The sequence below is a fragment of the Paludibacterium flexuosum genome, assembly GCF_037076605.1.
In the GTDB taxonomy this organism is placed as follows: domain Bacteria; phylum Pseudomonadota; class Gammaproteobacteria; order Burkholderiales; family Chromobacteriaceae; genus Paludibacterium.
Genome location: NZ_AP029060.1, coordinates 1,815,481 through 1,828,594 on the forward strand (window position 1 = coordinate 1,815,481; position 13,114 = coordinate 1,828,594).

The 13,114-nt window shown below is 61.3% G+C and carries 14 protein-coding genes; 5 read left to right on the top strand and 9 right to left on the bottom strand.

Annotated elements, in window-relative coordinates; translation table 11 throughout:
- Nucleotides 1-415: 415 nt before the first annotated feature.
- The 4 genes from rstA to AACH39_RS08605 all read left to right on the top strand — a co-directional run bounded on the left by rstA (nt 416) and on the right by AACH39_RS08605 (nt 3,583).
- Entirely contained in the window at nt 416-1,132 is a 717-nt protein-coding gene (gene rstA, locus AACH39_RS08590) for a two-component system response regulator RstA (RefSeq protein WP_215780896.1), read from the top strand.
- 7 nt (nt 1,133-1,139) lie between these two features.
- Nucleotides 1,140-2,480, top strand: a complete 1,341-nt coding sequence (gene rstB, locus AACH39_RS08595) for a two-component system sensor histidine kinase RstB (protein ID WP_215780894.1) — start codon at nt 1,140-1,142, stop codon at nt 2,478-2,480.
- 68 nt (nt 2,481-2,548) lie between these two features.
- Nucleotides 2,549-2,731: a hypothetical protein gene (locus AACH39_RS08600; RefSeq protein WP_215780892.1), complete on the top strand. Its 183-nt coding sequence runs from the start codon at nt 2,549-2,551 to the stop codon at nt 2,729-2,731.
- A gap of 48 nt (nt 2,732-2,779) precedes the next feature.
- Nucleotides 2,780-3,583, top strand: a complete 804-nt coding sequence (locus tag AACH39_RS08605) for a trypsin-like peptidase domain-containing protein (protein WP_215780889.1) — start codon at nt 2,780-2,782, stop codon at nt 3,581-3,583.
- Between the two features lie 35 nt (nt 3,584-3,618).
- Here the strand turns inward: AACH39_RS08605 and rph are convergent, their stop codons facing one another.
- The gene (gene rph, locus AACH39_RS08610) at nt 3,619-4,341 is read right to left on the bottom strand and encodes a ribonuclease PH (protein ID WP_338619589.1); all 723 of its coding nucleotides are present in this window, start codon (nt 4,339-4,341) and stop codon (nt 3,619-3,621) included.
- Between the two features lie 168 nt (nt 4,342-4,509).
- On the opposite strand from rph, the gene AACH39_RS08615 reads away from it, so the two are divergent.
- Nucleotides 4,510-5,376, top strand: a complete 867-nt coding sequence (locus AACH39_RS08615; protein WP_338619591.1) for a YicC/YloC family endoribonuclease — start codon at nt 4,510-4,512, stop codon at nt 5,374-5,376.
- Between the two features lie 102 nt (nt 5,377-5,478).
- On the opposite strand, the gene AACH39_RS08620 is transcribed toward AACH39_RS08615, so the two are convergent.
- The 8 genes from AACH39_RS08620 to AACH39_RS08655 form a co-directional block, all read right to left on the bottom strand.
- On the bottom strand, nt 5,479-7,479 hold the full coding sequence (locus AACH39_RS08620; protein WP_338619593.1) for a methyl-accepting chemotaxis protein: 2,001 nt from the start codon (nt 7,477-7,479) through the stop codon (nt 5,479-5,481).
- A 129-nt stretch (nt 7,480-7,608) separates the two neighbouring features.
- Nucleotides 7,609-8,163 (bottom strand): lipid IV(A) palmitoyltransferase PagP, encoded by a 555-nt coding sequence (pagP, locus tag AACH39_RS08625; RefSeq protein WP_252346162.1) that lies wholly within the window; start codon nt 8,161-8,163, stop codon nt 7,609-7,611.
- A 151-nt stretch (nt 8,164-8,314) separates the two neighbouring features.
- A complete protein-coding gene (locus AACH39_RS08630) occupies nt 8,315-8,956 on the bottom strand; it encodes a hypothetical protein (protein ID WP_338619598.1) in 642 nt (213 codons plus the stop codon).
- A 166-nt stretch (nt 8,957-9,122) separates the two neighbouring features.
- Nucleotides 9,123-10,274: a glycosyltransferase gene (locus tag AACH39_RS08635; RefSeq protein ID WP_215780876.1), complete on the bottom strand. Its 1,152-nt coding sequence runs from the start codon at nt 10,272-10,274 to the stop codon at nt 9,123-9,125.
- On the bottom strand, nt 10,267-11,151 hold the full coding sequence (locus AACH39_RS08640) for an NAD(P)-dependent oxidoreductase (protein ID WP_252346161.1): 885 nt from the start codon (nt 11,149-11,151) through the stop codon (nt 10,267-10,269). The genes AACH39_RS08635 and AACH39_RS08640 overlap by 8 nt, the downstream gene beginning before the upstream one ends.
- Before the next feature lie 68 nt (nt 11,152-11,219).
- On the bottom strand, nt 11,220-11,567 hold the full coding sequence (locus tag AACH39_RS08645; RefSeq protein WP_215780873.1) for an EscU/YscU/HrcU family type III secretion system export apparatus switch protein: 348 nt from the start codon (nt 11,565-11,567) through the stop codon (nt 11,220-11,222).
- On the bottom strand, nt 11,542-12,735 hold the full coding sequence (locus AACH39_RS08650) for a flagellar hook-length control protein FliK (RefSeq protein WP_215780871.1): 1,194 nt from the start codon (nt 12,733-12,735) through the stop codon (nt 11,542-11,544). The genes AACH39_RS08645 and AACH39_RS08650 overlap by 26 nt, the downstream gene beginning before the upstream one ends.
- Nucleotides 12,732-13,097 carry a DUF2802 domain-containing protein gene (locus tag AACH39_RS08655; protein WP_215780869.1) on the bottom strand — a complete coding sequence of 122 codons (366 nt, stop codon included), beginning with the start codon at nt 13,095-13,097 and terminating at the stop codon, nt 12,732-12,734. Before AACH39_RS08655 ends, AACH39_RS08650 begins: the two co-directional genes overlap by 4 nt.
- Between the last annotated feature and the right edge of the window lie 17 nt (nt 13,098-13,114).

A 13,114-nucleotide genomic window follows, 5' to 3' on the forward strand; every position in this document is an offset into this window, starting at 1 on the left:
GCGGGAAAGCCACTTTCCCCATTTGACACTGCCATGCTATAAACGACGGTTGCCGCGTATTAAGTCAGTTCGAACTAGTCTTATCAAGCACGGGCAAGTGTGCCGCAGCAGAAAAACCCGCACAATCCGCAGGATTATTGACCTGCATCAACGACAATATTCTTACAAAAGAATAAGCACCACAAGGCTTTGCGGTGCTGTCCGACAAAAAATTCCTCCGGTTGCATTTTGTTACATATTTATTTTCCCGCCATGTTGCATCACTGCACCTGAGATCTCTTCATCCGTCCCCTCCCGCCAGAGGCCACTCACCAGGCATTCCAGTCATGCAATTCGCATGAATTACCGGACAATAGTTGAGCCGCCCCGTGACACGCGCGATACTTGCGAGGTTTGCAATGAATGGAGTACCGCAATGGCTTACCGCGTGGTGTTTGTCGAGGATGACCCGGAGCTCTCCGGCCTGATCAGCGACTTCCTGTCCCGCCATGAAATGGAAGTGGTGGTCGACCCGCGCGGCGATACGGCCATGGACACCATTCAGCGCGAGCAACCCGACCTGGTCTTGCTGGACATCATGCTGCCCGGCAAGGACGGACTGTCGATCTGCCGCGAGCTGCGTCCGGTGTTTCATGGCCCGATCGTCATGCTCACCTCGCTCGACAGCGACATGAACCAGATTCTCGGTCTGGAACTGGGCGCCAACGACTACATCCTCAAGACCACCCCGCCCTCGGTCCTGGTGGCCCGCCTGCGCGCCCAGCTGCGCAATGTCGGCAGTCACGCCGCCCCACAGCCGGAATCGTCGGCCAAGCTGCCGCAGAAGCGCATCTTTGGCCAACTGACCATTGACCCGGTCAATCGCGATGTCTGGTTAGACGGAGAGCAGATCGTCCTGTCGACCTCCGACTTCGACCTGCTGTGGCTGCTGGCCAGTCATGCCGGCGAAATCCAGAAGCGCGAAACCTTGCTCAAGGCCCTGCGAGGCGTGAGCTACGACGGACTGGACCGCAGCATCGACGTCGCCATCTCGCGCCTGCGCAAGAAACTCGGCGACAACCCCAACGAGCCTTTCCGCATCAAGACCGTGCGCAACAAGGGCTACCTGTTCTCGCTGTCCGGCTGGGAGTAAGCGCCCGATGCGCAAGTTGTTCATCCAGTTTTACCTGCTGCTGATCGGCTGCTTTCTGGTGGCGGTGATTCTGGTCGGCGTGGTCTACAAGCAGGCGGTGGACAAGGTCGGGGAGCGCTATCTTTCCGACCTGCTTCGTACCACGCTGTCGCTGATCGAAACCGAGCTGCGCGGCGTGCCGCAGGAACTGTGGCTGGAGAAGCTGTCGCAGGACGACCACCGCTTTACTTTCCACGTCAAACTGGAACGCGAGAGTGCCTACGACCTCGACGATGCCTCGCGTGCCGCCCTGGCGCGCGGCGAGATCGTCATGCTGGAAAACAACTACCTGTTCCTGCAAAAGATCGAAAACAGCGACTATGTGCTGGTCGCCGGACCGCTGCGCTATCTGTTCTTCCTGCATCAGCTGAAATGGTTCGACTATGCCCTGCTGGTGCTGATCGGCCTGTCCCTGGCCTTCCCTGTGCTGTTCTGGATGCGCCCCCACTGGCGCGATCTGATGACGCTGGAGCAGACCGCCACCCGGCTGGCGCACGGCCATTTTTCCGCGCGGGCCCGCCTGCCGGAGAGTTCTGGCGTACGCCGGGTCGGCCAGGCCTTCAACCGCATGGCCGACAGCATCGCCGAACTGCTGGCCAGCAAGAAGGCACTGACCAATGCCGTGGCTCATGAGCTGCGCACCCCGCTGGCCCGTCTGCGCTATCGGCTGGAGCTGATGGACGATGCCGACTCGCCGGCGCATCAGGCCATGGTGCGAGACCTGGAGGAAATCGACAAACTCATCGAAGAGCTGCTGCTGCACGCCAAGCTGGACCGTCCGGAAGCCCCGCTCACCCCCAGCACCTTTGATGCCGCCAGCTGGCTGGATGATCGCGTCGCCGCCCAGGTCGCACTGGCCCCGCAACTGCAATGGCAGCGGCAGGCGCTGGCAGCGGGCGCCGAGGCCATTACCGCCGATCAGCACCTGCTGACCCGCGTCGTGGACAACCTGCTCTCCAATGCGCGCCGCTATACCAACACCCTGGTGCGCGTCTCGCTGCGACTGGAAAACGGTCAGCATATTCTGGTGGTGGATGATGACGGTCCGGGCATCGCACCGGAAGACCGCGAACGGGTGTTCTCGCCTTTCGTCCGGCTCGACAGCAGCCGCCACCGCAGCACGGGCGGACATGGCCTGGGCCTGGCCATTGTCGAGCGCATTGCCCGTGCACACCGCGGCCAGGTCCGTATCGACACCTCGCCGGAAGGCGGCGCTCGTTTCATTTTCAGTTGGCCGGAAGGACTGCTTTTACATTCAGTTACACGGGGAAACAAACAGCGCCTAGACGCTCCACCGGGTGGTGATTAGCATGATTCTTCACCATGCCGCGTCTCCCGCAGGGAAACCGGCAGTCCTTCACGAGAGGATTCTGCCCGATGAAAAAAAGACACGTCCTGACGGCGACCATCATGTTGGCTGCCCTGTCCTTGTCGGTCATGGCTGACGAGACCTCTGCACCGGTACCGATTCACCGCACCACGGCCAAGCATCGTGCCGTCAAGAGTCCGCCGGCGGCCAAACCCGCCAGGATCCATCCGACGGCATCCGCCGCCAAATAAGATTGCTGCGCATGGCGACCGCCATGCTTACCTGTTTCGGAGTTCTGCATGAAATTGCGTTTACTGGGTCTGGCATTGGCGGCAATGACAAGCAGCCTGCCTGTCGCCGCCCATAAACTCACTCGCGAACAGCTCACCCTGTTTTTCGGCAAGGACGATCGTGTCGCCGTCGGCCCTTCGGGCATGCCCTGGCAGACCATCGGTCGCCTGCAGACCATGGGCGGGTTGCAGTGTACCGCGACACTGGTCGCTCCCGACGTCGCACTGACGGCAGGCCACTGCTTCGTCAGCGCGCGCGGTCAACTCGATCCGGCGCAGGACTTTACCATCGGTCTGAAGGGTGAGCAGTACGCCAAGCGAGTCGCCATCACCAAGGTCATGGTCAACCGGCAACTGCTGCGCGGCCTGATCCACAAGCGCGATGGCGTATATGTGCCGGAAAGTGTGGCGCGCTATGACTATGCCTTTGTCCGCCTGGCGGAACCGCTGGGCAACACCTATGGCTACCTGCCGGTCTTCGGCGGCTCCCGCGCCGATCTGAGCAAGGCGCTGGCCAAAATCAACAAGCGCATGGTGCATGTCGGCTATCCGGAAGATACCCAGGGGGTGATGATGGCGCACAAGAGCTGCCTGGCCACCGACCTGCATCGCGACGGCCGCCTGGGACACCGCTGTGACACCCTGCCGGGGGACAGTGGCTCGCCCATGCTGGCAACCATTGATGGCAAGACCGTGGTCATCGCCATCCAGAGCTCGGCCCCCAATGCCAGCGATCGCTACCGTGCAGACAATATGTCGCTGACCGCGCCGGTGTTCTACAACTCGCTGCAGCGCTTCATCCAGAAGAAATGAATCACGGGCGCCGCGGCGCCCGTGTTGTTTCGGTCTTACGCTTGAGCCAGAGCCTGCTTTTGCAGAGCGATCAGTTCGGCGATCCCCTGCCCTGCCAGATCCAGCAACTGATCCATTTCCGCCCGGCTGAAGGGCTCGCCTTCTGCCGTGCCCTGCACTTCAATGAAACGGCCACTGCCGGTCATCACCACATTCATGTCCGTTTCGCAGCCTGAATCTTCGACGTAATCCAGATCCAGCAAGGCCTGTCCGTCGACAATGCCCACCGACACCGCTGCCACATGGTCACGCAAAGGGTTTTCCTGCAACTTACCGTCGCGCAGCAGACCGGCAACGGCATCCGCCAGGGCCACGTAGGCACCGGTAATGCTCGCGGTACGCGTCCCGCCATCGGCCTGGATCACGTCGCAATCGATCACGATCTGGCGCTCGCCCAACTTGCCCTGATCGATGACGGCCCGCAGCGAGCGACCGATCAGACGCTGAATTTCCTGTGTACGCCCAGACTGCTTGCCCGCCGCGGCTTCGCGCCGCATGCGGCTGCCGGTCGAGCGCGGCAACATGCCATATTCCGCCGTCACCCAGCCCTGCCCCTTACCCTTGAGAAAACCGGGTACCCCCTCCTCGACACTGGCGGTACAGATCACCCGGGTATCCCCAAACTCGACCAGCACCGAGCCTTCCGCATGGCGGGTGAAATGGCGGGTCAGGCGCACCGGACGCAAGGTGGCCGCGGAACGGTCGGCAGATCTCTTCATGGTGTATCTCTATCAAAAAATGAAATGGATTATACCGCTGGCACGCTGCAAGCGGATTGAGTCGGGTACGGGGGCTTGCTATAGTGCTCAAGCCCGGATTGCTTCCTGTTACTCAAGCCATTCGGGCCTGACCTGATTCTTAGTCCAACCCCTGAACGGGAGCCCGAAATGATTTTGAGTATGACAGGCTTTGCCTCGACCAACCGGGAATTCCCCGGTGGAATGCTGACCCTCGAACTGCGCGCGGTCAACCATCGCTACCTCGACATTCAGATGCGTCTGCCGGAAGAGCTGCGCATCATCGAACCACAGATGCGCGAACTGATTTCCGGCAAGGTATCGCGCGGCAAGCTGGAATGCCGTGTCGGCCTCAACCAGCTCGACAGCACCGCACCGATGCTGGAAATCAACACAGAATACCTGCAGACCCTGCTGAACGTTGCAGGCGAAGTCCGCGCCCTGGCTCAGGAAAGCAAGGGCCTGTCCGTTGGCGAGATGATGCGCTGGCCTGGCGTGCTGAAATCCAACCAGTTGGCGCCGGAGGTACTGCAGCAGCTGTGTCTGGAAGGCCTGGCCGCCGTCCTGGCGGACTTCAATGCCTCGCGTGAACGCGAAGGCGACAAACTCAGGACGCTGCTGCTTGAGCGTGTGGCCGGCATGGAGAGCATTGTCGCGGCGGTCAAACCCAAGCTGCCGCAGATTCTCGATGCCTATATGGCCAAGCTGTCGGGCAGACTGCGTGAGGCGCTGGGCAATATCGACGATGACCGGATCAAGCAGGAGTTCGCCCTGTTTGCCCAGAAAATCGATGTCGATGAAGAACTGTCGCGCCTGACCACTCACCTGACCGAAGTACGCCGCATTCTCAAGGCGGACGGCCAGGCCGGCAAGCGCCTGGACTTCCTGATGCAGGAGCTGAACCGCGAAGCCAATACCCTGGGCTCCAAGTCGGTGTCGGCTGAAACCACGCAGGCTTCGGTCGAGCTGAAGGTGCTCATTGAACAAATGCGCGAGCAGATTCAAAACATCGAGTAAGCCGTTACACCCTGTCGAACGCGAACGGGGTCAGGTCTTTCATTTTGCGTCCTGATGCAAAATGAAAGACCTGACCCCGTTCTTGCTTGCGAGGCAGTCGCCTCAAACCCTGTAGCGATCAACCTGCCCCAGCAGTTCGCGCGCCTCGTTGCGCACCCGCTGAGCCAGTTGATGCGACTCGCTGACCGCGGACTCGTTTTCCTCGGCGGTGGTCGAGATATTTTCCACATGACGGGCAATTTCCCGGCTGGAGTGAGACTGATCCGAGGTTGCCCGGGCGATTTCGGCAATCTGGCTGGCCACGATGCGGATGTGCTGCTGGATCGCCTCGACGGCATCCGCGACCTCGCGCGACCCCGCGACGCTCTGATCGACACGGTCATTCGCCTCATCCACCCCACGCACCGCACTTTCGGTATCGCCCTGCACGCCAGCCAGCATGTCGGCAATCTGCAAGGTTGCCTGCGTGGTGCGCTCGGCCAGTTTGCGCACTTCATCGGCCACCACGGCAAAACCGCGCCCCTGCTCGCCGGCACGTGCGGCCTCGATGGCCGCATTCAAGGCCAGCAGATTGGTCTGCGCCGCAATTTCCTTGATCACATCGGCAATCGAGTTGATCTCGCGGGCGCTGTCATTGAGCTTGACCACCCGATCCTTCACGTCCTGCATCGACTGGTCGATGCCGGCAATCAGGGCCGCGTTGACGCGCATGCGCTCGGCGGCATCACGCGACAACTCATCGGTATCCTGCGCCGCCTGGTCGACCTCCCTGGCACTATTGGCCACCAGGCCAATGCTTTCGGTCAGCGCCTTGATCGCCTCGGAGGCAGAACGTGAACCCTGGCTCTGTTTTTGCGAGCCATGCTCGACAGACTCGGCCACTTCTCCCAGGCGCGTTCCCTCCTGCTCGACCGTACGCGCCCGCTGGCGAATATCCGTGATCAGCCCCTGAATCAGATCGGCAAAGGCATTGAACGAGGCCGCGATCCGGCCAATCTCGTCCCATCCCCTGACCTCCAGACGCTGAGTCAGATCGCCGGAGCCGTTGGCAAACTGACTCATGGCCTGATTGAGCGTCATCAGAGGCCGGGTGGCACGGCTGATCAGCGACACCAACAGTACGGCGACCAGCAGCAGAATCACCAGCGAGACCACAATGGCACTCATCACCACCTGATTGGCGGGTCCCATGACTGCCGACATCGGGAAGCTGACACTGAGCGACCAGGGCGTCCCGCCATTGCCAATGGAGAATGGCGCGAACAGATAAGCGACCCCGTCCGACTCGAATTCATAGGGCTGACCTGCCTTGATGGCCTGCACGGCCTCGGCGGGCAGGGTCTTGGCCGCCTTGCCCAGCAGAGAGGCATCCGGACTGGTGGCGTACAGGGCACCATTGGAGTAAAGCACCACCTGCCCCTCGCCAAAAGGATGCAGCTTGCCGAGCTTCTCCTGCAGCGAGGCCAGCGGATAATCCGCGCCCGTCACGCCGAGGAAACGGTTGTTGACGATCATCGGCGTCATCAGCGAGGTCATCAGCACATCCTTGCCGTTGACCTTGTAGAGATAGGGCTCGATCATCGAGTCCTTCATGGTCTGCCGCGGAATCTCGTACCAGTCGTTCAGCCCGGCCTTGTCATAATCGACCAGCGGCTCGACGGCAATCTGGCCGCTACCACGGTTCCAGTAGGGCAGGAAACGACCGGTTTTGTCATGCTCAGGCTTCTTGTTGACGTACTCGGCATCCCGGCCATCCAGGGCATTCGGCTCCCACATATTGCTGAAAGCGAGGACATCGGGGTTCTGACGCAGCATCTCCGCCATGATGGCATTGATCTGTTCGCGGCTCGGCCCCTGTCCCGCTGCCTTCATGCCGACCAGCGCATCCCGCAGACTATGCACATCGGCCAGGGTGGTATTGAACATGGCCGTCACTTCAGCAGCCTGTGCCCGCGCCAGAGTGCGGGCATTTTCCATCGCTTCGGCACGGACACTGCTGCGACTTTGCCAGGCAATCACGCCGGCGACGACCGTCAGACCGGCAAACAGACAGGCCACCGCGGTGATGCTGACACGCAGGCGCAGTGAAAGGTGGCTGAGCATGGTATTCCCCCGAGCATAGTTATCCGCGTGACCGCCCCGGCACACCGTAGCGATCCGCCTGCATCAGTTCAAGATAGACGATGCCAGACCTGCAGGGAAACTTCTTGCCCGCCGCCCCTCCCGGACCGGTCAGAACTGCCAGCGCGCCCAGGTAAACAGGACGTTGCCATAGCCCTTGCCGCCCGGCACATAGGCGGACTGCAAGGCAAAGCGCTTGTACTCGATGGAGACCATGGGCAGCACCACCGGAATGGGATAGTAGTTATAGTCTTGCCGTGCGGTCATGCCGACAGTAAAGCCGGCACCCAGCCGCCAGTTCTCGCCGGGCCGCCAGATCTTTTCGTAACCATATCCGGCGATCGGCTCGATCTTGTTGTGCGAGTCGAGAAAGGCCATCGCATACAGGGCATGCCAGTTACCCTGTTCGTCGTAGCGGTATTTCCCCACCCCGAGTCCCCAGGGGTTTTCGTTGTATTCCGCGATCTTTTCCGGGGTGTACATCCGCCGGTTATGCCAGGTATGCAAGGGGACATAGAGTTCGTTCTGTCCCTCGTTCCAGGTGGTGCTGACGGTGTCCCGTGCCTGCTGCCACCAACTGTCCGTCTGGGCGGAGGCCGGATCGGGCGTGACAGCGCCTTCCTGCGCGCGTGCGCTCAGGGGCAGACAAAGCAGAACGGCGAGCATACAGCCGCATTGGCGATCATTCTTGAACATGCTGGTGGCGATACCTTCGTGAAATGGAAGAGACCGGGAGGTGCCATGTGACGTCCCGGTGAAGTGGATCAGAGTCCCAAAAACGCGAAAGGTTTCAGTAAAGGTGAATTGACTTGGCCGATCAGCACGCCAGTTCGAGCTGGCGTGCATCCAGCACGGTGTACTGCAGACTGTCGCATAACGGCGTCAGGGTCGCCTGCAGGTAATGGAAGGCCCTGCCAGGCGCCGGCATGGCCCGGTGGGGCTGTTCGCTGATGAAAACAATGTCGGCACTGTGTTCGGACAACTGATGCTCGGGTGACTGCCAGGCATTGAGACGGCGCGTGACAAGCTGTTGACGGCCATCGCGCCAGACGGGCTCCCCGGGGAAAAGGGCCGGCTGGCAGGCTTCATCCGCGCTTTGCGCCAGCTCGAGTGTCAGGCTGCCGTGCAAGGCGGCCATGTCAAAGCCACTGACCGGGCACAGCGCCAGCAAGGCGGCATAGTTGGCCATGTCGACCATGGGCAGTGTGCTCTGGAATTGCTGATTCATCACCATGCGTACCAGTTGCGCCAGTGCGCCCTGCCCCTGCCACGGGCCGGGGAAATCACGCCATTGCGCACGCCACTGTACCAGCAGGTTTTCGACGGCATCGGGATCCAGCACGGGAGGGATGACCTGAAAATATTGCAGCACATCCAGGCGGATGGCCCTGGCCACCAGCACATGCACACTCAGATCAGGCAATCTTTGCAGTACAGCCTTGGTCAGCGATACGTTCATTTCCGGACGCCCCCTCGCTTTTTCCCGCATGCAGGCGGGTTGAACCTCTATTTTATACCATTCCCATTTTCATTTTGCAGCAATGATTAATGATGAATGCGTAAAATTTGGTTCAACCACGACTGTTTTTGCAAGAAATGTTTCAACTCGGCGAGGGGCTGCCGTCTCAGTGGTCCTGATAGACCCGCAAGCCCTGATCGAAGATGACCCCGGAATACTTGCCGTGCAGTGCCAGTTTGCGGATCAGTTGCGGCTCTTCTCCCGACATCCGGCCCAGGCTGGCACGGGCAAAGCCGTTGATGGCCAGGAAGTCGCGCCGGCGCATGCCGGCGCAGACCCCGGCGACCGGGCCGATGCCAAACGGCAAGCCGGCAACTTCTTCACGGACATGGTAGGAAGGTGCCGGTTCGATCGCCCGGCCATCCTGCGCGTCAACAAAGCCGACGGGCCAGTGGCCGACCAGGCCCAGATCCGCGCGTTGTTGCAGGCAGGCGATGATCTGCTGGTCAAAACCGGCAGGGAGCTCGGCGATGTCATCATCGAGCTCGATGATGAATTCGCCGCGCGCTTCGGCAAAGACCTGCTTGTAGAGCTCCCAGCCGATATTGCCCGGACTCTCGATGGTGTGCTCGATACCGGCCTGCTGCAGCACGGCGCGCGTCTCCGGCAGGTCGTCGTTGATGCCGACAATGATTTCGACATCCGTCTCCTGCAGCGCCTGCTGCAGGATCTGCAGGGTGTGACGCAGCAAGGCCGGACGGCGGCAGGTCAGCATGACGACCGACAGACGACAGCGATCCTGCTGCCCGGCAATCCTGTCGCGCAGCGCCGCCAGCTCGGCCGCCTCCTGGGCAAACATCACCGCATCGGACTGCGCCAGTACCTGACTACACTCGTCGGGCAGCCCCAGATACAGCAACATGTCCAGCAGGCCGAGCTGTATGGTGGGTGAGGCCGGATTGGCCTGATAGAGCTGCAGCATCGGCTCGATGGCAAAGCCGGCCAGCTGATCAATCGTCATGCCGGCATTGAAATACTTGAAAACGCAGGCCAGCAAGGCATAGATCGACGGGAATTTCTCCGGTGTCGCCAGCGCCTGCTCAAGCAGCAACTGACGCGCCTCCTCCAGGCGCTGTGCATTGAGCAACAGCATGGCGTAGACGATCGGATCATCGGTCTGATCGCCGGCCAGGCCAAACGCCTGGCAAACTTCGCGCCGGGCGGCCTCGAAATCCTGCTGGCACTGCTGACCGAATTTCGTCAGTGCCAGCACCTGGGCAAGATGATGCGGTTCCTGCGGAATCGGCAGTTCAGTCATGGCGAGCGTCTTCGCCTTGCAAGATGAAGCGGGCGATGGCTGCGGAGTCAAGCTCACCATCCCCCTGAGCCACCAGCTGACGAATCATGGCGGTGACGCGTTCCGATTGCGGCAGGGAAATGCCCAGTTCACGAGCGCAGTCCAGCACGATCCCCATATCCTTGAGATGCAGGTTCGCCTTGAAGCCCGGGACGTAGTTGTCATCAATCATGCGCTGGCCATGCACATCCAGCACACGACTGGCGGCAAAGCCCCCCATCAGCGCCTGGCGTACCGGCACCGGATCCACCCCGCAGGCCGTGGCCAGTTTCATCAGTTCGGCCACCATGGTGACCCCCACGCCGACGGCGATCTGGTTGCAGGCCTTGGCCACCTGACCGGCACCGGCGTCGCCGATGCGGGTAATCGTCTTGCCCATGGCCTCCAGAACCGGGCGCACGCGTTCCAGCGCGGCTTCTTTGCCGCCGACCATGACCGTCAGGGTACCGTTGATGGCACCAACCTCCCCGCCCGATACCGGGCAATCGAGAAAATCGATGCCACGCTCGGCCAGCTGGCTGGCAATGCGACGTGCACCAAAGGGGGAGATGGTACTCATATCGACACAAATCAGACCGGTCCTGGCCCCTTCGATGACCCCGCCGGCCCCCAGCAGCACCTGCTCGACATCAGGCGTATCCGACAGATTGGTAATCAGCACATCCACCGCGCCGGCCAGCTCGGGCAGACTGTCGCGCCAGATGGCGCCTGCATCCAGTACCGGCTGGGCACGCTCCGGATGTCTGGCCCAGACCTGTACTTCAAAGCCCGCACGCAGCAAGTTCAGCGCGCAAGGACGCCCCATGATGCCGAGCCCGACATAACCGACTTTCAACATGATGATGACCCATTCAGAAACGAAATTATCAAAGCATAAGGAAATTCCGACCATCCGGCCAGTCGGAATCAGGGGGAAGGCAGAATGGATTGCTTGACCGAGGGTAACCAGGCATTCAACTCGAAAGACTGCTTCTCTGCCTGCTTCTCCAGGTAGTAAACGAAGGCCAGAACCTCGGCAACCGCCCGATAGAGTTCGGGCGGAATCTGCTGATCAAGATCGACCTGCATCAGCAGGGACACCAATTCGGGGGAGTCATGCACGAAGACGCCGGCCTGCCGGGCACTTTCGATGATACGCTCCGCCGTCTGGCCATAGCCTTTGGCGACCACGCGCGGGGCCGGGGTGCCCTCCTGATAGGACAGGGCGAGCGCCGAGCGGCGCAGGGGATCATTTTTCTGGGTTGGCTTCTTCATGCTTGACTGACAAGGTGGCCAGATCGAGGCCGGCAGCCGCCAGGCCATCGGACAATTTCTGGCTGTGATTCTGGATCAGCCCGCCGGCTGAAGCCTCTTCGGTAACAAAAGCGATTTGCACCGCATTGCCGACCAGCCGGACGCGGGCTGACAGCCCTCCGAGCACCGGCAAGTTAAGCGACATGTGGGTACTCCAGGCATGCGTCTCCTCGCTGTCGCCATGCCCCTCGCGATCGTCCTTCTGCTCGGGCTGAATCAACATTTGCATCGGCTGACCGGGCCAGGCAAATCCCTGCAACGGGACCTGCTGGCTTTCCAGGGCATTCAGCTGGCGCTGCACCAGATTGCCCAGTTCCGGCAAGGCCTTGTCATGCGCCAGCTGCGGATCCTGCAGAGCCTGCCCCAGCTTGGCCTGAGGCTCCTGCTGCAGTTGCGACAGCGGCAACTTGCCCTGATCCCAGGCCTTCAGATGTGACTCGTAAAACAACCCGCTTTTCTCAACCCCTTGCTTGAGGTGATCGGCCACCTGTGCCGGCTGCTGTTGCTGGGCGTCCAGTGCGACGGTCCCGCCGGCCTGCCCTGGCTTGAGACTCAGCAAGGGATTTGAGCCGGAGGAGGTCGTGGCATAATCCTTCAGCAGCGCTGCATCGCCGGCCGCCCTGGCAGCGGCCGAGGCCGCATTGCCCTGCTCGGTTTCTTTGGCACCACCGGCCCCGCCGGCGCCCGGACCGGCCGCATCCTGCTGATTGGCGGAGGAAAGCAGACGCGTCAGGTAACGGGAAGCCGGACTCAGATCCACCTGGACAGAACTGTCCTTGGCCTCGCCCTCCTGCCCCTCTCCCTGCAGGGAAAAGGTCAGATTGGGCTTGAGGTTGGCCACCCGCAGCGTCAGGGTATCGCCCTTGGGCTGCATGCCATTGGGCAAGGTCAGGGTGAACAGGGCATTCTTGATCAGCACCGCAACCTGATTATTGCTGAGCTGTTCGGCAATCCGGGCCGTGACCTGCTCGCCGATCACCAGATTGGGCAGGCGCCCTGGCAGAACCGTGGCGTCGATCAGCGCACGATCGCCCTCGTTGAGCAAACGCAGCGGCGATACCGCCTCGGTCCCGGCACCGGGGCCGGAGGTGAGCGGGTTGACCAGATTGGGCGGCAGGGATGGGATCATGAGGTCGAGTTATTGCGGTACAGGGAGAGAATCAACTCGGCTTCGCTGCGGGAGATGCCGCAACGCTGGGCGACATCGGCCGCACCCATGCCCTGGCGGATCAGCTCGATGGCCTGCTTGTAGGGAGAGGCGGCCGGCACATCGGGCGCCGGCTTGTGCTGCTGCCGTTCGACCATCTCGGCAAGATGCAGCAAATCCCGCTGCTGCACACTGATCTGATGCTGCAATTGCTCAATGTACATGGCGGTCACCCTGTCCTCTTCCGTTTCCACCTTGCGCAGGCGCCGGTGAAAGTACCAGGCGAGGGCCACAATCACGCAGAAAATGATGGTATTGCTGGCCAGCAAGGCAAAGGCGGACATGGGCGTACTCCAGGGGC